A 23,441-nucleotide genomic window follows, 5' to 3' on the forward strand; every position below is an offset into this window, starting at 1 on the left:
GATTACCCCTAACCGGATAAATTTAAGATGTTTTTCGTATCAACCACATAAAGTACACACCGCCTATTATGGATGCGATTGTGCCTGCAGGGATTTCATAAGGGAAAATCGCATACCGACCCAACCAGTCAGCCAATACCATCAAAATTGCCCCAAATAACATACTAATCGGTAATTGTTGATTCAGATTAACCGCCCCGAAATAAGTCGCCAAGTGTGGTATCATCAGCCCCACAAAACTTAACGGACCAACGGCTAGGGTCGTCGCTGTACTTAAGCCAGCAATCACCAACAAGATAGCCATATCCGCCATCCGAATACCAAGCCCTAACGACCTAGCGACTGAACGCCCTAGGCTCAATAACCGAAGGGGCTCAATTAATAGCCAACCGCAAGCGACCAAGATAATCGCAAAGGCGATAAGCCACCATACGGTTTCGGGGCGGGCACTATACGTTGTACCAGATAGCCAACTTAATATCGACTGTAGTCTTGGGTCGCCTGCCAAATTGATTAAGCTTAGGACACCATTCATCAACGCCCCTATCGCCACCCCAACTAAAATCAAATAATCCGAGCTTAATTTTTTAGACAATATTAAAATCAGCCACAAGGTTGCCAATGCACCCACAATACCGCCAACAAAAATACTACCCAATGCCAGTGGCAAGCCTAATAACGAGGCAATCAGTAGATAAATCAGCACACCCACCGCAGAGCCAGAGCTGATACCTAGCACTTCAGGGCTTGCCATCGGGTTTCGGGTATAAGATTGAATCATCACACCTGCCGTTGCCAGCATAACCCCTGTGGCAGCCGCACTAAGCGTTCTGGGTAAGCGAAATTGATAAATCATCTCGCTATCCCATGATAGCCCCCAACCGCCAGTATGGATATTTTTGGTAAACCCCAATGCCATCATAATGATGACAAACAATGCCAAACTTAAACCCACATAAGTCATGGCAGTAATGACTCGCTGTCGATAGTGGGTGAAACTCGCCGTATCACCGAGCCTTTGGTGGCTCTGCCGTAAAATCACCCAAATAATCAAAGGTGCACCCAAAATACCTGTGATTGCCCCCACAGGAATCACCACAGGCATTTTTTGCATGAGCATCATCACCACATTACTGGCAAGCCATAACAGCCCACCACCCATCAAAAACCCCAATACCAACCGACTGGCTAACTGTCGTACCCGACTTATATTAACCAAAGTCGCCGCACCCAGCCCCACAAAGCTCAACACCCCGACCTGACTGACAACCAAAGCCACCAGTACCGCCACCAATATCAATACCAAAGCTCGTATCGTGGTAATAGGCACACCCAGACTTTTGGCTTGGGTATCATCCAAGCTCATCAAGCTAAGTGGTTTGAGTAAAGGAACAACCAAAAGGGGCAGAGCGATTGTGGTAATGGCAAGTAACTGGGTACTTTGCCAACCCAATTGAGATAGCACACCCCCACCCCAAACCATGATGCCCAAGGATTTTTCCGAAAAAAACAACATCATTAATGAGGACAAAGCTGAAAAGAAAATATTGATAATCAAGCCAGACAAAACTAAAACCACAGGATTAAAACGGCTTGGCATCGCCATCAGCCACACCAGCCCCATACTCATAAGTGAGCCAATCAGTGCCACCCAAAAATTACCATACAAGCCAAGATTTGGCAAAAACAAGGTGACTATCAACAGTGCCATTTGAGCACCGCTACCCACCGCCAGTGTGGTATCTGATGCCAGTGGATTTTTTACCAGTTGTTGTAGCAACAGACTGGCAACTCCCAGTAGCCCACCTGCCATGATAGCTACTAATGTGGTGGGTAATAGTTTGAGCTGTGTGGCTAGCTCCTGTACGCTTAACTGTTGGCTTACCATAAACAAATTAGCAATAGGGGCATGCCATAATTGAGCGAATAGATAGTAACTACTAGCAACAATCAGCCCAAGCCAACATATCATGCCAATAGACTGCTTAACAAAAGACTTATCAACAACTCGGCTACGGGTATTTTGGGTAATAACGTTTTTTTTCATGTTTACCCCTTTGGCTTGGTCGTGTTTGACAATGGTAGGGATGACAGGTTTGGTGGTGCTATGCCTTGTAAGGGCGTTTGGCTTAAGTGGTCAGCAAATTGACGTATGGAGGCGATGCCCCCACCATACGACCAAATAGGGTCTATCATAGCCATGCACCGCTTATGCCCAAAGCCAAGTTGTCGCCATAGCAGGCTTTTGTCAAGTTCGGCTTGTAGCATATGACTAAAGGGTTTTATCACTATCAGACAACTGTCGTTCTCAAGTTTTGCCAATTCTGCTAGCTCAATATTGCTAAAGCCCCATTTATTACCTTTATGAAAACTGACAAGTGATACACCGAGTTGGTCAGTGGCAACTTTAAATAGGCTATTGTCAACATACAAACGCAAATGCCCTGCATCCGCAAACTGTACGATTGCCAATTTTTTGATATTAGGATAACGATGCCTAAATTGCTGTCCTTGTTGTTGTAAGACCTGCTGACTTTGGGTAAGGTAAGTCTGCACTCGTTCCTTGGCTTGTGGGTTGCCAGCTTCTTGCAGAATTTGACCCAGTGCTATGCTAGCGTTGGCAAAGTCCTGCCAAGTAGCGACATCCCCTTTGGCTTGAAATAGCACTGACTTGGTAGGCACACTGCCATACATCGGGCGGATATGTTCATAAAAAAAGTTATCAATCACCAAATCGACATTCAGTTGTGCGATAAGCTCTGGGTTGGGCTGATAACGAATACCAAGGTCAATGGTCTGCTCAGGTAGCGGTTTTCCCATCCATTGCTCATACATTCGCAAGTCGCCTGTGGCAATGGGTGGATAGCCCAAAGCTGTTAATTCGGCGGCAATTCCCCAATCAGGGGTTAGAATGCGTGGGGCTTGTGTTATATGCACAGAGGCAGGCGTATCACGGGTGGCAGTGGTCGTATTAGAATGACAAGCCACCAACCCAAAACCCAGTAAAACACTGCTAAAACAACGGCTTAACTGAGCCAAGCGATTATGGGTCGTGTATCGGCTGGTTTTTGTCATAAGATTGCCACCTTATAGTCATGCTCAGGGTGGTCAATCAAGCGTAGCGATACCCCAAATATCGACTCAAGCACCGCTTGGTTCATGGTATCTTGCACGCTACCCAGATGACAGAGCTTGCCGTCTTTAAGGGCGATGATATCATCACAAAACTGAGCCGACAGATTGATATCATGGATAATCAATACCACGCCCAATTCACGCTCTTTTGCCAACTGACGTAATAAACGTAAAATTTCGACTTGATAGACAATATCCAACGGGGCTAATAGCTCATCAAGCAGTAGGTAGCGGGTTTGCTGTGCCAATGCCATCGCAAGCCAAGCCCTTGCTCGCTCACCCCCCGACAATGAAGCAACCGCCTGTGTCGCTTTATGCTGAATTTGGGTTTGGTGCATACTGTGTTCGACAATATCTCGGTCGGCTTGGACAGGCTTACTAAGCCAACGTTGCCAAGGGTAACGCCCCAACATCACCAATTCTTCCACGGTAAATGCGTGGGTCGCAGGTAAACTCTGCGGTAGATAGGCGATTTTTCTGCCCAATGCCTTACCGCCTAATTGTCGTAAAGGCGTATCATCAACACGGATATCACCGTGTGAGGGCAACATTTCACCTGCCATGAGTTTGATGAGTGAAGATTTTCCTGAGCCATTTTGACCAATAAGGGCATACAGTTTGCCTTGGGTAATATCACAAGAAATGTCTTCAAGTATGGGGGTATTACTTTGTTGCCAAGCGACTTGATTGATTGTCAGCATCGAGTATCTCGTCTAAAATTTTAAGAATTTTTTTCAATGAATAACGCTGATAAATTGTCAGCGTTAAAGTTAAGAACCTGCCATAGCAAGGGTTATCATCGCCAATAAACTTTTAAAACCATCTGCTGTCTATTCATGGCTAAGGCTTGTTGCAACCAAGGTCTGAGCGTTTTTACCAGCCCTGCTTGCAGTCCGCCCCACACACTGTCAAAGGTCAGCTGTTCATCCAATAATTGCTGAATATGCCCCTGTATGGCATGGCTATCATAATGATTTATTTGAATTAAGCGATAAGGCGTGGCACTTGCACTGTGTGATAAATACGCCTGTTCGGTGGCATTGTGGGTTATGACCATCACCACAGGTGGGATAGGATTTTGCCATTGCTCAAGTAGCCGTGCCACAGTCGGCAATGATGTTTCATCCGCTATAAGCAAGGCTTTGCCATGATGCAAATGATGAATATGCTCGGCAAACTCTCGCTGGGTGGTGATGGTATCGCCAAGCTTGCGGGATGTCGCCCAACGACTGCCAAGATTATCTCCATGCACATAGACATCTATCCAAAATTCAGCATTTGACGGGGTTTTGGTGGCTTGGCGAAGGGTATAATAACGGTGTGGTCGGGGTCTGCTATCTTTGGTGCTATCAACCAGCGACTCATCGATATCAAATAAATACGCATAGCCTGCTTGGTCAATGACTGTATCGTTTGGTGCAGTTAATACCATACGATACATATTCTTGGTCACAAAAAACCCTTCTACAAACGTAAATTTTCGCTCAAGCGTTTGAATCGGCAATCTACCGAGCTTGCGTTGGCTACGCTCTAGGACTTTGACATACGCCACCATCAAGTCCTCTAATTGCTCAATAGGTTGGTCAAAATCCACCCATAAGCGGTGCAAAACAGGCAAGGGCATTTCTTGGCTTGGCGTATTGGCTATGGCGTTATGAGTGGCTAACTGGCAGACCTTCATCTCAAAACCATGGTGATAAATCTGCTCAACCGACACAGTGATTTGTTGAGATAACTCACCCAGCTTAGCTTCGGCTATCGTGCGTAAATCATGGGCATGCTCATCATTGATATGCGAGATAATGTCTGCCAAAAAAGGGGTGATATTAGGGTCACTGATAGGGGTAGGTGGCAACGTTTGCATAGTAAGATATTTTTGATTCACTGATTTAAACCCTGCCAAAACCCTTTATCATGTAAACAGATAACGGTTTTGGCATAGCTTTGGATAGGGTTTTTGAAAAAAGTTTCGAAAAATTATAGTGAACAAGGTCGTTGGTGGTGAGCTTGTCGAACCATAACGACCGCCACCCCTCGACTTAGCTCAGGGCGAGCGGCGTTCATTTTCATTTCAGATTAGCCAGAAAGTAGGCAAAGACGGTTTAGAACCAGTTTAGGCGATATTGCAGACCATAAGTCCGCCCTTGGGCTTCTTGCCCTGCCAAAGGACCTGCAATCGCTTCGGCGGATTGGTTAAACACGCTACGATAGCGAGTATTGGTGAGGTTATAGACCCCAAATGCTAAATCGCCTTTACCCAGTTTGACTTGCCCTAATAAATCCAGTGTGGCATAGCCTGTGATTTTCGCTTCACGAGATTTGCTAATATTCTTATCCACCGCTGCAGCCTGCATATCGTTATAAGCATCATCTGTACCGCCAATCGCATTACCTTGCAGGCGAAGGCTACTGCCTTGTGGGAAGGTATATTGTGCATACGCTGTTGCTTTGAGTGGGGTTACTCGAAATGCCCCCAAATCACGCCAAGTACCTACCGCATCTTTATATTCGCCTTTGCCATAAGCAAGACTAGAACCTGCCGACCACTCTTGATTAAATCGGTGATTGATACTGGCTTCAACCCCATAGATTCTCTCATCGGTATCAGCAGCGACAACATTAAAATCCTTGGTAAACTGCACCACTTTATCTGAGGTATTATAAAACCCCACGACTTTGGCTTGGGTTTTGTCAAAATCACCCTGCCAACCAAGCTCATAGTTATTGACTGTAATCGGTGCAACCGTATCAGAATTAACCTTAAAGCCGACATTCACATCTCGTAGTACCCGCTGAATATCGGGTAGATTAAAGCCTTGAGAAAAGTTAGCAAAAATTTTCTGTTGGGGTGCGATGTTATAACTTGCCCCAAGATTAAATAAGGTTTTGTTATGGCGGGTTTCACCTGCAGGCACACTACCTGCTTGATAAGGCAACTTGAACTGAGCCAATAAATCTTGTAATTGGGCTTCGTTACGAGTGGTAAAGGCATCTGTCTTGCTGGTGATGTTTTGGTAGCGAACACCGCCACTCACATGCCACTTGTCCGTAATATCAGCATCTAAATTAACAAATGCCCCTACCTTATCAATGGTGCTGTTTGGGCCTGCGGTGTAGCGTGCATTGTTCGGCTGAATCGTCAGCCCATTACTGTCAATAAAGGTTTTCAGGTCGCTACCATCGTAATGCTGTTTGTCTGTTTCTCGCTCATAGTCAGCACCATAGCTCCATAATAGCTTTTTATCTTGCCATGTACTGGGGGTTTGCATGGCGGCACGCAGACCCATCACATTGATATCCGCTGTCGATTGCAAGATACTGTAGGCACTATTTGCCAGTTTCTTTTTATATTTGTCTTTGGTTGCGTTATCAACTGCCAAACTGTCAATCAAGGGATAGGCAGGTTTGACCGATATGGGGGCAGGTGTCGGATAATAGCGTCCGTCTTCTTGACGATAATAACCTGTCACGTTCAGATTAGAGCCTTTGATATCACTGTTATTGTAGTTAAGGCTCACGGTGGATTTTTTGGTAAAGGGTTGATTGTCTAATTGCAACCCTTTGATGGCTTGCATTGATGGCGTATCGCCTTTGAGTAGCACACCTAACCCTTTGCCATAATCAGGGGCATAGTCGGTATCTTGTGCGTCTTTATAATAAGTAGCCGCCAAATTGATGTTTTGTGTGGGTGTGGCTTGATAGTTGAGATTGGTGTTGACACTCAAACTATCAGTATCTTGTAAATCCGTTTGCCAAACTTCTGGGGCAATGCGTTTATTGCCACTATCAAAGCGTCCACCCCTTGATTCATAATCCACATCTACTCGAGCGTTAAGCTTGTCGTTACCAAAAGTCACTGTCTGCCCAGCACTATAACCCAACGCATCTTTGTTAAAATTATTATTGCTCGATACACCGATACGACTTTCACCATGTAGCCCTTGTTGGTAGCTAGATTTGGTCACTAGATTAATCAGTCCACCTGTTGCCCCAGCCCCATAGATACTGGTTGCCCCTGACAAGACTTCGATACGCTCTAACTGTTCAGGGTTGATGCTATTGATTTGGCGTGAAATATCTCGAGAGCCTGTCAAGGGTACGCCATTGATAAGGTATTGGACGGGTCTGCCGTGCATAGTCATGCCAAAGTTACTCGCTGTACCACTGCCCACGCCTAAGCTTGGCACAAGTTGCCCCAACACATCAATGACGGTACGACCTGCTACTGCTTGTTGGGAAATTTGTTTTTCGGTAATGACTTGGGTAACTTCAGGCATTTCACTGATTTTTTGTGCCAATGCCGTGCCTGATTTGATTTCGGAATAGAATGTCAACTCATCCAACGTTGTGGTAGGTATATCATCGTTCGCTGATATTTGTGCTTTGGCGGTTTCGGCATGCAGTTGTTGGTTAACCGCAACTGCTAGCAGGGTCATTATAAAAGCTTTTTGATACATAAAAATACTCACTCAAATCTAACAAATTATTTTGGTTCTGTAACAAGTGAGTAATATTAGCATATTTTATTGATAATGATAATCATTATTATTTGTTATTTTGAAAAAATTTTAACTCTTGAGAGACTGTAAAAGACTCCCCTTAATTTATGATTTATGATTTATGATTATTGTTGATTGATAAAACGACTCGATGTTCTTGGTAATGCAAATGCAAAGGGCAAACTAAGCAATAACATCCCCCCTATTAATAGCAATAGCTCCTGTAAAATACCGACCTCATTAACAGCTTGTATCTGACGATAATTGACATACGCCATCGCAAGCCAAACCAAAACTTGCCAATGACTGACGACTATACCGCCAAGTAGGAGCGAAAAATCACAACAGAATTTGACAGTGACTGTAGTGTGTGTTTTGACATATCAGTAATTACCCATACGACCCTAAGCTAGGATTACAAAGTATCTGTGATTGTTGGATAAAAACTTTGATAGCCGTTTGATTGATAAAAATCCTCACGATGACAAAGGTACAAGCTGGCTTTTTTCTTAGGCATCTCAATATAGTCATAGAAATTATTTTTTGGTACGAAAACCGCTCGCCCTAAGCTTATCGAAGGGTCAGTTTCCGTTATGGTTCGGCAAGCTCACCACGAACGGAAACGTACCAATTTTAAATTTCTTTCACCATAGTAATATTTTACTTATACTTGTAAAAAACCTAACATCATAGCAAATTCTGTATAAATTTTTGTTCAAGATAAACGAAAGGTGCGTTAGACGCACCTTACATTTTATAACTTCACTACTACGCATTAATTCATACGAATCGCACCATCCAAACGAATGACTTCACCATTCATATAGCTATTTTCGATGATATGAGCGACCAATTTGGCAAATTCCTCTGGATGACCCAATCGCTTAGGAAAAGGCACAGCTTGCTCAAGGCTTGTGCGAGCATTTTCTGGCAAACTTGCCATCATTGGCGTGCCGAAAATTCCGGGGGCGATGGTCATAATACGCACTTGATGACGTGCCAATTCACGAGCCAGTGGTAGCGTCAAGCCAACCACACCTGCTTTCGATGATGAATAGCTACCTTGTCCGACTTGACCATCAAAGGCAGCAATCGAAGCGGTATTGATAATGATACCTTTATCTTCATTGGCTTCAACCTCATTTTTGGCAAGCTGACTGGCAACCAAACGAGCCACGTTAAATGTACCAATCAGGTTAATTTGGATACCTTTAGCAAATTTATCCAAATCAGCAGGATTGCCTTCTTTATCCAGTAGTTTTTGTACCACCACGATACCTGCACAGTTGACCGAGCCTGAGAGTTTGCCGAATTTGGTAACCCCTGCATCAATGGCATTTTTGACATCAGTTTCACTGGTAATATCACATTTGGCAAATAATACCTTGTCACCCAGTTCGCTAACCAATTTATCGCCTGCTTCTTGATTCAAGTCAGCGATGATGATATTTGCACCTTGAGCTACCAAGTAGCGAGTGGTGGCTTCGCCAAGACCTGACGCACCGCCTGTGATTAAAAAGGTATTGTTTTGGATTTGCATAACCATTCCTTATATGTGTTTAGAACGTACACTAATTATAACTTCATTTCTCTGAATAAAGACGCTAGACCCCTGTATGCACAGGGGTGACGAGCAATTAAAATAGTTCCGTCATTCCTGCGAATGCAGGAATCCAGTGTCTTTTTGCGTAAGCCTTAGTGTTAAAAACTAATGAGCCACACTCATATTGCGTAGCATAAAGCGTTGGACTTTACCACTTGGGGTTTTTGGCAATGCATCAATAAACTCGACAATACGAGGGTACGCATGAGCCGATAGACGTTCATGGACAAGGCTTTGGATTTCTTTGGCAAGCTCATCGCTACCGCTATAGCCATCTTTTAGCACTACATACGACTTAATCACATGACCACGAATCTCATCAGGCACGCCAATCGCTGCAGTTTCGACCACCGCTTCATGCTCCATCACGGTGTTTTCGACATCGGTAGGCCCAACACGGTAGCCTGCGGTGGTGATAATATCGTCATCACGTCCAGAGAACCAAAACGTGCCATCATCATGTTTTTCGACCATATCGCCAGTAAGGTAATAGCCATTTTCAAACGGATTTTTTTCGTTCCAAGTATAGCCTTGGAAAAATAGCGAAGGTGAATTTACCACGTCAACCGCCAATTGTCCTTCGACACCATTTGCCACTTCATTGTGATTTTCGTCTAGCACTGCCAAACGATAGCCTGCCAATGGCACGCCCATTGAGCCGATTGGTTTGTCATGCTCTAGGATATGGTGGCAACAGCACGCCATGCCAAGTTCGGTTTGTCCATAATGGTCAAGAATCACCGCATCAAGATTGTCATTAATCCATGTCACCACTTCGGTATTCAGCGTTTCACCTGCCGAACTGATACGAGTCAATAGTGGTAATTCATCGGCTTTTTTATCAAACACACCACTCGATTTCATCATACGGAAAGCGGTTGGTGAGGCGGCTAAGTTGGTGATTTTATGGTTTTTGATAAAATCAAGGGTATGCTGGGCGTTAAAGCCTGCTTCATTAAAGTGGGTGGTTGCTCCCAATAGCAACGGCCCTGTGATGGCATAATACAAGCCATATGCCCAACCCGGATCAGCCATGTTCCAGAAGTTGTCTTCATCGGTCAGACCGACTGCATCAACCATATATAAATAGAAAGCAGTCAAGGCTTTGAGTGGCACTGCCACGCCTTTAGATTTGCCAACCGTGCCAGAGGTAAACATTTGCAAGAATGGCTCTTCCCCTGTCAACATCACAGGTTCACACTCATCGCTTTGTTCTGCCATTAGGCTATCAAATTGTAAATCACCATGTAATTGGGCTTCTTCGGCTGTACCGACCATCACCATTTTTGGTAGATTTTTGATTTCGTTGAATTTTTCACGGTTATGAGCATCAGTAAATACCACTTTGGTATCGGCTTTTTCAAGGCGATACTCAATGGCTTCGACACCAAATGCGGTAAATAATGGCTGATACACTGCCCCAATTCGCCATGCACCCACAATAACGGCTAATAAATTTGGGGTACGAGATAGCATGGTAGACACTCGGTCGCCTTTTTTAACGCCTAGCGAAGTGAGCAGATTTGCCATTTTGCCACTGAGTCTATCTAGTTCCGCATAGGTGATTTTATTGGTATTACCATTGGTATCTTCGTGAACAAGGGCGACTTTGTTGGCTTTGTCGGATTCGGCATGGCGACCACAGCATTCAACATAGGCGTTAATGCCGTTGATACGACAGCCTTTTAGGATTTGGCTTTCGAGTTGGTCAATGTTGAATTGGTCGATATAGCTTTGATAATGGTGGGTGACAGGTTTTTGACTTTCCATGAAAACACTCCTAAAGTCGTCCGTGAAATAGGGATTGGGTAAAAATTTTACCCTTAGTGGTATTAGTTTGCCCAATTTTTTATAAAATTTCAAGTATTATGAGATATTTTGTATCGTTATAATATCATCCTCTATTTTAACCATACCTTTATCAAGGCAAAACTCCCCATAATTCACTGGTCGGATAGTCCAATAAAAAATTAACAAATGTCTGCATAGCAGGGGATAACGCACGGTTTTTTTGACGGTATAATAAAAATCGGCGTGTAATGACGGGCTCGACCAACAGTCGCATTTGTAAATTTTGCTGTTGCACCCAGTCTTTGGCATACGGCAAACACAGGGTAATCCCGAGGTTTTTGGCAGTCATACCCAGTGCGGTGGAGAGTAAATTGACTTCGTATTGCGGTTTTAAAATCGGCTTGGCAAGGGTTTGGGGTAAATCGGCATACAATTTTTGAGTAAACGGCCCTGTCAAGGTAATCAACGGCTCATGCTCAAGGGCTGACCAAGCCACCTGCGACTGCTGTGCCAAAGGGTGCATGGGCGGTACTACCACAAAAAATGGCAATTCAAACAGCAATTCGGCATGAATGTGCTGTTCATAACGCCTTTCTGCCCCAATCCCCAAATCCACCGCATTATCCTGTAGGTGCTTTAGCACGGATTCCACCGAACAATCCACCAATTGAATGTGAATATGCGGATATTTTTGACAAAACTCAGCAATAATAATCGGCATGGCAGAGGCGGCAAATTGTTGCGACACTGCCATGCGTATCTGCCCTTGCTCCAAACTGGTCAATTCTTGGGCTTGGGTTTCAAATAATGTGAGTTCATTTAACACCCGTTTGGCTTGTGGTAATAGGTGTTCGCCCATCGTTGAGAGGTTGACTTGGCGAGTAGTACGGTCAAATAACTTTACGTCAATACTCTGCTCTAGGTCTTTTATTAGCCCACTTAATGCCGATTGGGTCAAAAATAATTTGCTCGAGGCTCGGCTAAAACTGCCACTTTCAGCCACGGTGACAAAGGCTCGTAATTGTCGAAAGCTCACATTCATTAGTTTTTCCGATAAATAAATAAAAAAATACTGATAGTCTTATAAATCATACTAGCATATTATCACGTCCATACGGTGGCAAAATTTCGTTTTGTCATTATTTATTTGTCATCATTGAATAAGCAATTCGCTAACATGGAGTAACAGCAAATGACTGATTTATTTGAAAATCCAATGGGATTACAAGGTTTTGAGTTTGTCGAGTACAGCTCACCAGAGCCTGAAAAACTGGCAGAATTATTTGTCAAATTGGGCTTTACCCATGTTGCCAATCACCGCTCAAAAGACGTGGCGTTATACCGTCAAGGTGATATCAATTTTATCCTTAACCGTGAAGCCAAAAGCCCTGCCTCCTATTTTGCCGATGAGCATGGTGCTGGGGCGTGTGGCATGGGTTTTCGTGTCAAAAATGCCCAACAAGCCTATGAACGTGCCATTGAAATGGGGGCTCAACCTGTTGATTTGGCAACCAATGCAATGGAGCTAAAACTCCCTGCTATCAAAGGCATTGGCGGTAGTTTGATTTATTTGATTGACCGTTTTGGTGAAAATAACACGATTTATGATATTGATTTTGAATACCTGCCAAATGTGGACAAACACCCCAAAGGTCACGGTCTTCGCTTGATTGACCACTTGACCCACAATGTCTATCGTGGTCGTATGGCGTATTGGGCTTCATTTTATGAAAAAATCTTTAATTTCCGTGAAATCCGCTACTTTGACATCAAAGGCGAATATACAGGCTTGACCAGTAAAGCCATGACTGCCCCAGACGGTATGATTCGTATTCCATTGAATGAAGAATCAAAACAAGGTGGCGGTCAAATTGAAGAATACTTGATGCAGTTTAATGGCGAAGGGATTCAGCACATTGCCCTATTGAGTGATGACTTGCTGACTACCATTGATAGCTTACGTCAAGCAGGTGTACCGTTGATGACTGCCCCACCAGCGACTTATTATGAGATGTTGGATGAGCGTTTGCCAAATCATGGTGAAAATGTCGAAGCCTTACAAACTCGTGGTATCTTGCTGGATGGTACGACTGAAGGCGGTAGCCCCCGTTTGTTATTACAAATTTTCTCAGAAACCGTGATGGGCCCTGTGTTTTTTGAATTTATCCAACGTAAAGGCGATTATCGTGAAGGCTTTGGCGAGGGTAACTTTAAGGCGTTATTTGAATCCATGGAACGTGACCAAATCCGCCGTGGTGCATTAGAAACGCAATAAGGAGGCAGTATGTCAGCACAACCGATTGCTCAAACTCCACTGATGCAAATTCCTCAAGGGATTCATCATGTTGCGTATCGCTGTAAAGATGCCAAACAAACCGTAGAATGGTATCAAAAACACTTAGGCATGGGCTTTATTTTGGCAATTGCTGAAGATAAAGTCCCCTCAACCCAAGAGTCTGACCCTTATATGCACATTTTTTTGGATGCAGGGAATGGCAATATTTTGGCGTTTTTTGAGCTACCAACCAAGCCTGAAATGGGGCGTGATGAAAACACGCCCATTTGGACACAGCATTTAGCCCTAAAAGTCGATAGCATGGCAACCTTGCTTGATACCAAAGACAGGCTACTGGCGGAAGGCATTGAGGTGATTGGACCAACCAATCACACCTTATTCCACTCGATTTACTTTTTTGACCCCAATGGTCATCGCATCGAGTTGGCGTATGATGTCGCCACGCCACAGATGAATCAAGCGTTGGATAAGGTCAAATGGGAAATGTTAAATGAGTGGGCAGTGACCAAAAAAGCCCCCAAACACGCCCAGTGGCTACATGATGGTAGCCAACCGCCGAATGATTAATTAAGTAACAGGACAAAATTAAACATTAATATGATAACCCCTCCCTAACCCTCCCCTTCACAGGGGAGGGAACGGTTCTCCCCCTGACAAGGTGGAGTTAGAGGGGGTTAATCAAATTAAAATTTTCTGCTTACTTATTTACTATATGAAAAGGATAATGTATGAAACTTGCGACCCTAAACCAAGACGGACGTGATGGGCGATTGGTTATCGTCAGCCGTGATTTGACACGTTTTGCCAAACCTGCCACGTTGACCTTACAAAATGCCCTTGATAATTGGGAGGCGGTGCTACCTAGTCTGACCGCTTTATACGACCAACTGAATGCTGATAGCAGTTTTGGGGAAGCCTTTGACCCAACTGCCTGTCATTCGCCATTGCCAAGAGCCTATCAATGGGCGGACGGCTCGGCATACCTGAACCATGTCGAGTTGGTGCGTAAAGCCCGTCATGCCGAAGTGCCTGCCTCATTTTATGACGACCCATTGATGTATCAAGGTGGTTCAGATAGCTTTATTGCCCCGAATGACGACATTTTGGCACAGCCAGAATGGGGTATCGACTTTGAGGCAGAAGTGGTGGTGGTGACAGGTGATGTAAAACAAGGCACGACCGAAGCCGAAGCCAGCCAGCAAATCCGCTTGGTGATGCTCGTCAATGACGTGTCATTACGCAATTTGATTCCCAATGAATTAGCCAAAGGCTTTGGTTTTTTCCAAAGTAAACCTGCCAGTGCCTTTAGCCCTGTAGCAGTCACGCCAGACGAATTGGGCGATGCGTGGCAAGATAGCAAGGTACATTTACCATTAACTGTGACCTTAAATGATAAGCCATTTGGCTACCCAAATGCAGGCACGGATATGACTTTTAGCTTTGCTAGACTGATTAGCCATGTGTGCAAAACTCGCTCAATGTCAGCAGGTAGCATCATTGGTTCAGGCACAGTATCCAATAAACAAGACAATCTATTCGGCTCGTCTGTAGAACATGGCGGTGTTGGCTATTGCTGTTTGGCGGAATTGCGTATGTACGAAACCATCGAAACAGGTAGCCCACAAACGCCCTTTATGCAACATGGTGATGTGGTAACGATTCACATGAATGATGCTGAAGGTCAAAGTATTTTTGGTACGATTCGTAATCGAGTGAATACCAATTATTAACAGGTAATTGACCTAAGTTCGGTATAACAAACACTGTCAGTATTGATAAATCTATGTTTTTAAAATAATTTAAATTCGTAGGGTGCGTTATACGCACCATTCAAAATCAATATCTTCAATAGGTGCGTATGACGCACCTACCTTTAGAATATTTTATACGGAAATCACTTTTTTGATAAGGAAATGATTATGTCGCCAAAGGTTTTAGTCGAAACCACGACCCGTCATGCCATGTTGATTGCAGGCGTGATTGTTGCCATCATGGGTTTTACCATGATTAGCTTGGGTTGGGTACCCCATTTATCCATTATTTTGGTGCTGTGTGGCTTATTAGGCTTAGGCAAATTGCGAGGACTGGATTTTGAATCCATGCAAGAGCAAATGACCACCGCCGTGCGTGCAGGATTTGGGGCGATTTATCTGTTCTTTTTTATCGGTTTGATGGTCACTGCCTTGATGATGTCAGGGGCGATTCCCACCTTGATGTATTATGGCTTTGAGGTCATTTCACCACAGTTTTTTTATGTGTCTGCATTTGTGCTGACTTCATTGATTGGGGTGGCGATTGGCAGTAGCTTGACTACGTGTGCCACACTTGGGGTGGCATTTATTGGCATGAGTACCGCTTTTGGGGCAAACCCTGCGATTGTCGCTGGTGCAGTGGTATCTGGGGCGTTCTTTGGTGATAAAATGTCACCGCTATCGGATACTTGTACCATTGCCGCCTCAGTGGTGGGTGTGGATTTATTTGACCATGTGCGAAATATGAGCTATACCACTGTACCTGCGTGGATTTTGTCAGCGGTGTTGTTTTGGTGGCTATCGGGCAATACGATTTCGGCAGATATGAATCAAGTGATGGTGCTTAAAGAGCAACTGATTAAAAGTGGCTTGGTGCATGGCTATGCGTTGATTCCATTTGTGGTGCTAGTGGGTATGGCTCTTCGTAAAATCAATGCCATTTATACGATTATTGCGACCATTGTGGTGGCAATTGTCATGGCGTATTTTCACAGCACCCCTACCCTACAACAGCTTGGTGGTTGGTTCTTTAGTGGTTATAAACCTGCCGAAGGTCTAGACTTAGGTAGCGTTGGTAAGTTGGTGGCTCGTGGTGGTATCGAAGGGATGTTTTTTACCCAAACCATCGTGATTTTGGCATTGAGCCTTGGTGGATTGTTGCAAGCCTTGGGGATTTTACCTGCCCTATTGCGTGGTATTACCCACATGTTGACCAATGCAGGGCGTGCGACCTTTGCCACGGCATTGACCTCATTGGGCGTGAATGTGCTAATCGGTGAGCAATACTTGAGCCTATTATTGGCAGGCAATACCTTCTTACCTGTATATGAGCGTTTGGGGCTACACCCTCGCAATTTGGCTCGTACCATCGAAGATGCAGGCACGGTCATCAATCCGCTTGTACCTTGGAGCGTGTGTGGGGTATTTATCAGTCATGCGTTGGGCGTATCGGTACTTAGCTATTTACCTTATGCGTTTTTCTGCTATTTCTGTTTATTCTTGACCCTAATCTTTGGTTTTACAGGGGTGACTATCAGCCATGCAGAGCCAAAACCTGCGGTTGCTTATTCGTAACTTATATTTATAAATGTAGAAAACCTATGAAACTTTATTCGTATTTTCGCAGTTCGGCAAGTTTTCGAGTGCGGATTGCCTTAGCCCTCAAAAATATCGCTGTGGAGCTACAGCCAATTCATTTGCTCAAGCAAGGTGGCGAACACAAGCTACCTAGCTATGCTGACCTCAATCCGCAAAAACTCGTCCCTGTCTTACAACTGGACGATGGCACGGTGATTGGTCAGTCACTAGCGATTATGGAGTATTTGGAAGAATGCTATCCTACCCCTGCCTTGTTGGAAGGTGATGCGGTTCATAAGGCAAAAATTCGGGCGTTTTGCCAAGCGATTGCTTGTGACATTCACCCACTCAATAATCTGCGAGTATTGGCATACCTCAATCAACAGCTTCATGTCACCGCTGAGCAAAAAACCGAGTGGTATCAACACTGGGTCACGCTAGGGTTCGAGGCGATTGAGGCGATGTTGGGCGATGATACGTTTTGCTTTGGAGATACACCCAGCATGGCGGATTGTTGTCTGATTCCGCAAGTGTATAATGCCAAACGCTTTGACTGTGACTTAACTGCGTTTCCCAAAATTGTCCGCATTTATGAGCATTGTATGAGCTTGCCTGCGTTTATTTCTGCATCGCCAGAACAGCAACCTGATGCGAATTAAACAAAATGCGAATTATAGTGAATTAAATCAAAAATAAGACTTTGAAATTCTGGGCGTATGCAATACGCCCCTACAAAACTGTCTTATTTCCAGTTTAAACGACTATAAATAAAAAGCCCAATATTATCAAAATATTGGGCTTTTGTTTTACGCTTCAATAAACTTAAAAAAATGCTGTTTATAATGACGTAACTCTCGAATCGAATCTCGAATATCATCCAACGCCAAATGACTGCCCTTTTTCTCAAAGCTATTCAAAATATCTGGTCGCCAACGATACGCCAATTCTTTAACCGTTGATACATCAAGATTACGGTAATGGAAAAATCGTTCTAAATTCGGCATCTGACGTGCCATAAAACGGCGGTCTTGGCAAATCGAATTACCACACATGGGGGAACGCCCTGCTTCGACATATTTTGACAAGAAAGCAATCGTTTCGGCTTCGGCTTGTTCTAGCGTGACCGTACTTCTACGAATACGGTCAATCAGCCCAGACTGTCCATGTTGGCGAGTGTTCCAATCATCCATACCGTTTAATACCACATCAGCAGTTTTGATAGCAAACACAGGGCCTTCGGCTAGAATGTTTAACTCACTGTCAGTGACAATGGTGGCGATTTCGATGATGGTATCATTCATCGTGTCCAAGCCTGTCATCTCAAGGTCAATCCAAATCAGATTTTTTTTATCAATTGCCATAATATGTCCCAATTTATACCAAGCCCAATGAATATCATACTGTAGGGGCGTATTGCATACGCCCAATATCTACAATCGCAAAAAAGGCGTAAACATTACGCATCCATGACGTTAAACGTTGGACTTCGTACTAGATTAAATAATTATCACAAAAATTTTGTGCCATCTTAACAGATTTTGAGGGTAAAATAGGGGTTTATTTCACAACAACAGGATAAATTATGGTATTGGACAACGTATGGCACTGATTCGCAAACGCAAACTCACCGACCAACAAACTCGCCGTATCGCCAAACAGCAACAACAAGGGCAAGCGGTCGATAACGACACGCTAATGGACGGCATTGTTATCAGCAATTTTGGTAAACAATTGGACGTACAAGCCACCACTTTACCCAAACAACTGCCCCAAAAACCCACCATCGCCCCCAATGAGCCAGAGCCGTTTTGGCAAGCGATTGAACTCCATAGCGTTTGGCGGTGTCACACTCGCACCAATTTACCACTGATTGCCACAGGCGACAAAGTCCGCTTTAGTGCCGACCCCAACACTGGGCTTGGGCGGATTGAGGCGATTTATGACCGTGCCAATATCATCAACCGTCCCGACCGCTACCACAAACTCAAGCCCATCGCCAGTAACGTGGATATTTTGGCGATTGTGTTTGCCCCCTTGCCCGCCCCTTCGGCACAATTGATTGACCGTTATTTGGTGGCGTGTCATTATTCCAATATTCAACCTTTGTTAATTTTAAACAAAGCCGATTTGTTAAGCGACCCCAACCACCAATCCGCCAAAGATTTGCTAGATACCTATGCCAAACTTGGCTATGCCACGCTCACGACCCAAGCTAAGGGCGATTTAAGCGAACTTGAAGCCACTGTTAAAAACAAAACCGTGATTTTTGCAGGTCAGTCGGGCGTGGGGAAAAGTAGCTTGGTAAATAAACTTCTCCCTAATGTCGAGCAATTAGTGAATGAAATTTCAGTGATTTCCCAACTTGGACAGCACACCACCACGACTAGCCGTCTAATGCCGTTTGATAAAACCGACCTAGCGAAAGGGGCGATTATTGATACCCCTGGTATTCGAGAATATGGGCTTTGGCATTTGGATAAAGCGGATATTTTGGCAGGATTTATTGAGCTTGAGCCACTTGCCAGCCAGTGCCGTTTTCGAGATTGTAAACACACGCAAAACACGCCCAACTGTGCCATGTGGCAAGCGGTGGCGGATGGCGAAGTGTTAGCAAGCCGAGTGGAAAATTTGGTACTCTTGCAAGAAGAAACCCAAACGCAGGCGTTTTAATCAAGCAAAATCAATAGGACTTACGCATTTCTAAATCGTAGGTTGGGTAGAGCTTGCGATACCCAACAATTTGAATGGTTTATGTTGGGTGTCATGCTTCCACCCAACCTACACATGGCATTTTTGCGTAAGTCCTAATCAACATTCGCATAATCACCTAATTACCGTTATAATAGCCCCAAGTTTTTATTGTGTTGGAGAATGATTTGGAACGCTGGTTAGAATTTATGGGGCATCACCCCTTTTTATTTGGCATCATGTTTGTGCTGATTGTATTGTTTTTTATGATAGAAACCAAACGTGGGGGCAAAAAAATCAACCCCAATGCCGTGGGTCTATTAGTCAACAACGACAATGCCGAACTCATTGACATCCGCCCTAAAAAAGACTTTGACAAAGGCTATATCCAAGGCAGTCGCAACATTCCATTTACCGAACTTGCCAAAAATATCGACAGCCTAAAAAACGCCCAACACCCACTGATTATCGTCTGTCAAATGGGCATGACTGCAGGCACAGCCGTGGCAATGATTGGCAAAGACAATGTGTATCGTCTTGATGGCGGTATCGCCAACTGGCAAGCGTCTGGACTACCATTGGTCACTGAAAAAGTGGTTTCTGGTAAAAAATAGCCCAAGTTTGCCATTGAATTTTTAGGGATAAACCTTATAAAAAAGGAAACTTATCAACTATATTTACCAAGGAAAGTCCAATGGCAACTGTTAAAATTTATAGCACCCCTGTTTGTCCGTATTGTTCACAAGCCAAAATGTTACTCAAAAACAAAGGCGTGGACTTTGAGGATATTGGCATGATGAATTTATCCGCTGAAGAGCGTCAAGCCCTTGCCCAAAAAACCAATAACTATCGCACCGTTCCACAGATTTTTATTGGTGATGAATTTATTGGTGGCTTTGACCAACTATCTGCCCTAGAGCGTGAAGGCAAACTGGATACCATGCTAGCGAATTAAATGAACGATTTATGTTATAAATTGTAGGGGCTTATTGCATACGCCCAAAAAGCAATAGTATTATTTTAAACGCAACCCATTAATACAAAAACAACCCAACTACCACTGATTATTCGAGGAGAAAATCATGTCAGACGAACAAAATTTACCACAATTAGCCCTTGAACGTATTTATGTCAAAGATATGTCATTAGAAGTACCAGGGGCAGAAGTATTCACTCGTGAATGGCAACCAGAACTTGATATCAACCTATCAAGCAGTGCAGAAAAACTGGATGATGAGCATTATCAAATCGTTTTGACCGTGAATGTCACTGCCAATAACGGTGGCGAAACCGCCTTTATCGCAGAAGTACATCAAGCAGGTATCTTTATGCTACAAAACATCCCAGAAGACCAATTGGGAGCGATTTTGGGTGCATACTGTCCAAACGTGCTATTCCCTTATGCTCGTGAAGTGGTCAGCGATATCGTGACTCGTGGTAGCTTCCCTCAATTGTTGCTTGCTCCTGTCAACTTTGACCAAGCTTACCAAGCAAGCCTTGAGCAACAAGCTTAATTGAATAAGACTGACGTAAAAATGCCATTTTATAGGCTGTGAAAATACGTAAGTTCTATTTAGGGCGTGTCCCTAATTTGGCATACTAAAAGTTTAAAGACCCTCTAAACAATGTTTAGGGGGTTTTTACTGCATCAAAATTGGCATTTTGTAAAAATTTATCCACCACGGCAAATTGCCCTGCGGTCGTGTCCTCAGCATACATGGCTTGACGAAAGGCATTGGAATTGACAATCCCTGTGGTGTACCATGCAATGTGCTTACGAGCAATACGACAGCCAGAGTATTCGCCATAAAATTGATACAGCTCTTGTAAATGCCCCAGTACAATCTCACGCAACTCATCCATCGTTGGGCTTGGCAATAGCTCTCCTGTCCGCAAATAATGGGCAATATCTCGAAAAATCCACGGTTGCCCCTGCCCTGCACGCCCTATCATCACCGCATCTGCTCCTGTTTGCTCATACACGGCAAGGGCTTTTTCAGGACTGTCTATATCACCGTTCACGATGACTGGTATGCTTAGGCTATTTTTAACCTCTTTAATCAACTCATAGCGAGCCACACCGCCATATTTGTCTTCACGAGTGCGACCATGAATCGCAATCGCCGACACCCCAACATCCTGTGCCATTTGAGCCACTCGCAAGATATTTTCCTCGCCATTGGCATAGCCGAGCCGAGTTTTGAGGGTGACAGGGACATCCACCGCATTGACAGTGGCATCAAGCAGACGTTTTACCAAATCTTCATTCTTGAGCAATGCCGAACCTGCGAGTTTTTGACAGACTTTTTTGGCAGGACATCCCATGTTAATATCGACAATTTGAGCCCCATTGGCTACTTGATATTTGGCAGCCTCAGCGATTTTGGCTGGGTCATTACCTGCGATTTGGGCGGAAATAGGGGCGATTTCACCGTCAAAATTGGCACGGTAAAGGGTTTTGTGGTGAGCAAAAAGTGTGGCATCCGAGGTCATCATTTCGGACACGGCATGACCTGCCCCAAAGGACTTCGCAAGCTTGCGGAATGGGTTATCAGTCACGCCAGCCATCGGTGCAACAATCAGCCGATTGGCGATGGTTTCTGAACCGATTTTTAACGGGGTTAAAAGGGGGTGAACGTTAGACATAATAGTGACTAAAAATGCTTATTTTACAAAAATTTATCTAAACAATAAAGCTTTTATCGAAGCCTATGATTTTGCATAGTTTTTAATCTCACATTCTTCCATGACTTTTGGCATAAAATTGACTATAATAGTGGGTTTTAATTTTGACGCTTAATACGATTACGCCATGACCCAAATTCCTGTCATTAACCACCCTGACACCCTAAATCCTCAAGACCTCACGCCAAAAACCAACTTACTTGGTATGAGTAAAGCCGAATTGAGCGAATTTTTTGCCAGTCTTGGTGAAAAACCATTTCGTGCCACCCAAGTGATGAAATGGATTTATCAGTTTGGCGTGACAGATTTTTTTGCCATGAGCAATATTTCCAAAAAACTGCAAGAAAAATTGCATGACGTTGCCACCGTGACCCCACCGACCGTTAAATTTAAACAGTTTAGCGAAGACGGCACACGCAAATGGGTGTTTGAAGTGGCAGGTGGCTCATTGGTCGAAACCGTGCTAATTCCTGCCGAAGATAACAAGCAATTTGGGCGTAAAACCCTATGCGTATCGTCACAAGTCGGCTGTGCGTTGGATTGTTCATTTTGTAGTACAGGTAAACAAGGTTTTGAGCGAGATTTATCACCCAGTGAAATCATCGGTCAGCTTTGGGTCGCCAACCAGTCTTATATGGAAAATGTTCCTGTCAATGAACGCCAAAATTTTGTCACCAATGTGGTGATGATGGGGATGGGCGAGCCATTGCTCAACTATGACCCTGTGGTCGCCAGTATGTCGCTGATGCTGGATGATAATGCCTTTGGGTTGTCAAAACGCCGTGTCACACTTTCCACTTCGGGTATTGTGCCAAAAATGTACGACTTGGCAAAAGACATTGATGTGGCGTTGGCAATTAGCCTACACGCTCCCAATGATGAGCTACGCAATGAGCTTGTACCAATTAACAAGAAATATCCGCTGAAAGAACTCATGGCAGCCGCCAAATCGTATGTGTATGACGAAAACCCTCGCCATAAAAAACACGTCACCATTGAATATGTCATGTTAAAAGATGTCAACGACACGGATAAACACGCTCACGAATTGGTAAGTTTGTTAAAAGATTTACCTTGTAAAATCAATCTGATACCTTTTAATCCTTTCCCTCATGCCCCATATGGACGTTCAAGTAATAACCGCATTCATGCGTTTAGTAATATTTTGAATAACGCTGGGTTTGTGTGTACTATTCGACAAACTCGTGGCGATGACATTGATGCCGCCTGTGGTCAGTTGGTGGGGCAAGTGGCAGATAAGACCAGACGTTCCCAGCAATGGCAACAAAAAATTCATCAACAAAAATCCTAATTGATCATAAAAATTATAGGATAATCATTGTCAGCCTGTTGCTTTTGACTTAGACTAGGCAAGCTTATTAGTTTTTTGTTATAGTAATTGCTTAAAATAATAA

20 protein-coding genes are annotated in these 23,441 nt (G+C 44.0%); 10 read left to right on the plus strand and 10 right to left on the minus strand.

The features are described from left to right. Positions 1–22 precede the first annotated feature (22 nt). The 8 genes from fhuB to ACK1U4_RS03465 form a co-directional block, all read right to left on the minus strand. Positions 23–2,047 carry a Fe(3+)-hydroxamate ABC transporter permease FhuB gene (gene fhuB / locus ACK1U4_RS03430; RefSeq protein ID WP_419399971.1) on the minus strand — a complete coding sequence of 675 codons (2,025 nt, stop codon included), beginning with the start codon at positions 2,045–2,047 and terminating at the stop codon, positions 23–25. A gap of 2 nt (positions 2,048–2,049) precedes the next feature. Next, positions 2,050–3,075 (minus strand): ABC transporter substrate-binding protein, encoded by a 1,026-nt coding sequence (locus ACK1U4_RS03435; RefSeq protein WP_419399972.1) that lies wholly within the window; start codon positions 3,073–3,075, stop codon positions 2,050–2,052. Further along, positions 3,072–3,836 carry an ABC transporter ATP-binding protein gene (locus ACK1U4_RS03440; RefSeq protein WP_419399973.1) on the minus strand — a complete coding sequence of 255 codons (765 nt, stop codon included), beginning with the start codon at positions 3,834–3,836 and terminating at the stop codon, positions 3,072–3,074. The genes ACK1U4_RS03435 and ACK1U4_RS03440 overlap by 4 nt, the downstream gene beginning before the upstream one ends. Positions 3,837–3,931: 95 nt before the next feature. After that, positions 3,932–4,999: a siderophore-interacting protein gene (locus tag ACK1U4_RS03445; protein WP_419399974.1), complete on the minus strand. Its 1,068-nt coding sequence runs from the start codon at positions 4,997–4,999 to the stop codon at positions 3,932–3,934. 238 nt (positions 5,000–5,237) lie between these two features. Then, positions 5,238–7,571 (minus strand): TonB-dependent receptor, encoded by a 2,334-nt coding sequence (locus ACK1U4_RS03450; protein WP_419399975.1) that lies wholly within the window; start codon positions 7,569–7,571, stop codon positions 5,238–5,240. An 838-nt stretch (positions 7,572–8,409) separates the two neighbouring features. After that, on the minus strand, positions 8,410–9,174 hold the full coding sequence (locus ACK1U4_RS03455) for a 3-hydroxyacyl-CoA dehydrogenase (protein ID WP_419399976.1): 765 nt from the start codon (positions 9,172–9,174) through the stop codon (positions 8,410–8,412). Positions 9,175–9,342: 168 nt separating this feature from the next. Further along, a complete protein-coding gene (locus ACK1U4_RS03460) occupies positions 9,343–11,007 on the minus strand; it encodes an AMP-binding protein (RefSeq protein WP_419399977.1) in 1,665 nt (554 codons plus the stop codon). 151 nt (positions 11,008–11,158) lie between these two features. Next, positions 11,159–12,070 carry a LysR family transcriptional regulator gene (locus ACK1U4_RS03465; protein ID WP_419399978.1) on the minus strand — a complete coding sequence of 304 codons (912 nt, stop codon included), beginning with the start codon at positions 12,068–12,070 and terminating at the stop codon, positions 11,159–11,161. Between the two features lie 150 nt (positions 12,071–12,220). On the opposite strand from ACK1U4_RS03465, the gene hppD reads away from it, so the two are divergent. The 5 genes from hppD (at position 12,221) to maiA (ending at position 17,312) form a co-directional block, all read left to right on the plus strand. Further along, positions 12,221–13,303, plus strand: a complete 1,083-nt coding sequence (gene hppD / locus ACK1U4_RS03470; RefSeq protein ID WP_419399979.1) for a 4-hydroxyphenylpyruvate dioxygenase — start codon at positions 12,221–12,223, stop codon at positions 13,301–13,303. 9 nt (positions 13,304–13,312) lie between these two features. Next, on the plus strand, positions 13,313–13,891 hold the full coding sequence (locus tag ACK1U4_RS03475) for a VOC family protein (RefSeq protein ID WP_419399980.1): 579 nt from the start codon (positions 13,313–13,315) through the stop codon (positions 13,889–13,891). 161 nt (positions 13,892–14,052) lie between these two features. Then, positions 14,053–15,054, plus strand: a complete 1,002-nt coding sequence (locus ACK1U4_RS03480; protein ID WP_419399981.1) for a fumarylacetoacetate hydrolase family protein — start codon at positions 14,053–14,055, stop codon at positions 15,052–15,054. 189 nt (positions 15,055–15,243) lie between these two features. After that, positions 15,244–16,650, plus strand: coding sequence for a Na+/H+ antiporter NhaC (gene nhaC, locus ACK1U4_RS03485; RefSeq protein ID WP_419399982.1), 1,407 nt, complete (start codon positions 15,244–15,246; stop codon positions 16,648–16,650). A gap of 26 nt (positions 16,651–16,676) precedes the next feature. Continuing rightward, positions 16,677–17,312 (plus strand): maleylacetoacetate isomerase, encoded by a 636-nt coding sequence (maiA, locus tag ACK1U4_RS03490; protein WP_419399983.1) that lies wholly within the window; start codon positions 16,677–16,679, stop codon positions 17,310–17,312. A 147-nt stretch (positions 17,313–17,459) separates the two neighbouring features. Here the strand turns inward: maiA and orn are convergent, their stop codons facing one another. After that, a complete protein-coding gene (orn, locus tag ACK1U4_RS03495; RefSeq protein WP_419399984.1) occupies positions 17,460–18,014 on the minus strand; it encodes an oligoribonuclease in 555 nt (184 codons plus the stop codon). Positions 18,015–18,252: 238 nt separating this feature from the next. On the opposite strand from orn, the gene rsgA reads away from it, so the two are divergent. The 4 genes from rsgA to secB all read left to right on the plus strand — a co-directional run bounded on the left by rsgA (position 18,253) and on the right by secB (position 20,855). Further along, the gene (gene rsgA / locus ACK1U4_RS03500) at positions 18,253–19,323 is read left to right on the plus strand and encodes a ribosome small subunit-dependent GTPase A (protein WP_419399985.1); all 1,071 of its coding nucleotides are present in this window, start codon (positions 18,253–18,255) and stop codon (positions 19,321–19,323) included. Between the two features lie 206 nt (positions 19,324–19,529). Next, positions 19,530–19,955 (plus strand): rhodanese-like domain-containing protein, encoded by a 426-nt coding sequence (locus ACK1U4_RS03505; RefSeq protein WP_419399986.1) that lies wholly within the window; start codon positions 19,530–19,532, stop codon positions 19,953–19,955. 80 nt (positions 19,956–20,035) lie between these two features. Next, the gene (gene grxC, locus ACK1U4_RS03510) at positions 20,036–20,296 is read left to right on the plus strand and encodes a glutaredoxin 3 (protein ID WP_419399987.1); all 261 of its coding nucleotides are present in this window, start codon (positions 20,036–20,038) and stop codon (positions 20,294–20,296) included. A gap of 127 nt (positions 20,297–20,423) precedes the next feature. Then, the gene (gene secB, locus ACK1U4_RS03515) at positions 20,424–20,855 is read left to right on the plus strand and encodes a protein-export chaperone SecB (protein WP_419399988.1); all 432 of its coding nucleotides are present in this window, start codon (positions 20,424–20,426) and stop codon (positions 20,853–20,855) included. Between the two features lie 115 nt (positions 20,856–20,970). Here secB and dusB read toward each other — a convergent pair whose 3' ends face one another. Beyond that, entirely contained in the window at positions 20,971–21,987 is a 1,017-nt protein-coding gene (dusB, locus tag ACK1U4_RS03520) for a tRNA dihydrouridine synthase DusB (protein WP_419399989.1), read from the minus strand. Between the two features lie 166 nt (positions 21,988–22,153). Here dusB and rlmN point away from each other — a divergent pair, with 166 nt between their 5' ends. Continuing rightward, complete coding sequence (rlmN, locus tag ACK1U4_RS03525; protein ID WP_419399990.1) at positions 22,154–23,338, plus strand: 23S rRNA (adenine(2503)-C(2))-methyltransferase RlmN; 1,185 nt, start codon at positions 22,154–22,156, stop codon at positions 23,336–23,338. The last annotated feature ends 103 nt before the right edge of the window (positions 23,339–23,441 follow it).

It is taken from the genome of Moraxella sp. TY6 (assembly GCF_048551375.1).
Lineage (GTDB): Bacteria > Pseudomonadota > Gammaproteobacteria > Pseudomonadales > Moraxellaceae > Faucicola.

Bases quoted from the DNA above. Each gene is read 5' to 3' on its own strand.
- ACK1U4_RS03475 (WP_419399980.1), top strand. From the start codon at position 13,313: ATGTCAGCACAACCGATTGCTCAAACTCCACTGATGCAAATTCCTCAA.
- hppD (WP_419399979.1), top strand. From the start codon at position 12,221: ATGACTGATTTATTTGAAAATCCAATGGGATTACAAGGTTTTGAGTTT.
- ACK1U4_RS03465 (WP_419399978.1), bottom strand. From the start codon at position 12,070: ATGAATGTGAGCTTTCGACAATTACGAGCCTTTGTCACCGTGGCTGAA.
- ACK1U4_RS03445 (WP_419399974.1), bottom strand. From the start codon at position 4,999: ATGCAAACGTTGCCACCTACCCCTATCAGTGACCCTAATATCACCCCT.
- ACK1U4_RS03440 (WP_419399973.1), bottom strand. From the start codon at position 3,836: ATGCTGACAATCAATCAAGTCGCTTGGCAACAAAGTAATACCCCCATA.
- fhuB (WP_419399971.1), bottom strand. From the start codon at position 2,047: ATGAAAAAAAACGTTATTACCCAAAATACCCGTAGCCGAGTTGTTGAT.
- ACK1U4_RS03455 (WP_419399976.1), bottom strand. From the start codon at position 9,174: ATGCAAATCCAAAACAATACCTTTTTAATCACAGGCGGTGCGTCAGGT.
- orn (WP_419399984.1), bottom strand. From the start codon at position 18,014: ATGGCAATTGATAAAAAAAATCTGATTTGGATTGACCTTGAGATGACA.
- nhaC (WP_419399982.1), top strand. From the start codon at position 15,244: ATGTCGCCAAAGGTTTTAGTCGAAACCACGACCCGTCATGCCATGTTG.
- rlmN (WP_419399990.1), top strand. From the start codon at position 22,154: ATGACCCAAATTCCTGTCATTAACCACCCTGACACCCTAAATCCTCAA.
- ACK1U4_RS03460 (WP_419399977.1), bottom strand. From the start codon at position 11,007: ATGGAAAGTCAAAAACCTGTCACCCACCATTATCAAAGCTATATCGAC.
- grxC (WP_419399987.1), top strand. From the start codon at position 20,036: ATGGCAACTGTTAAAATTTATAGCACCCCTGTTTGTCCGTATTGTTCA.
- ACK1U4_RS03480 (WP_419399981.1), top strand. From the start codon at position 14,053: ATGAAACTTGCGACCCTAAACCAAGACGGACGTGATGGGCGATTGGTT.
- maiA (WP_419399983.1), top strand. From the start codon at position 16,677: ATGAAACTTTATTCGTATTTTCGCAGTTCGGCAAGTTTTCGAGTGCGG.
- rsgA (WP_419399985.1), top strand. From the start codon at position 18,253: ATGGCACTGATTCGCAAACGCAAACTCACCGACCAACAAACTCGCCGT.
- secB (WP_419399988.1), top strand. From the start codon at position 20,424: ATGTCAGACGAACAAAATTTACCACAATTAGCCCTTGAACGTATTTAT.
- ACK1U4_RS03435 (WP_419399972.1), bottom strand. From the start codon at position 3,075: ATGACAAAAACCAGCCGATACACGACCCATAATCGCTTGGCTCAGTTA.
- ACK1U4_RS03450 (WP_419399975.1), bottom strand. From the start codon at position 7,571: ATGACCCTGCTAGCAGTTGCGGTTAACCAACAACTGCATGCCGAAACC.
- dusB (WP_419399989.1), bottom strand. From the start codon at position 21,987: ATGTCTAACGTTCACCCCCTTTTAACCCCGTTAAAAATCGGTTCAGAA.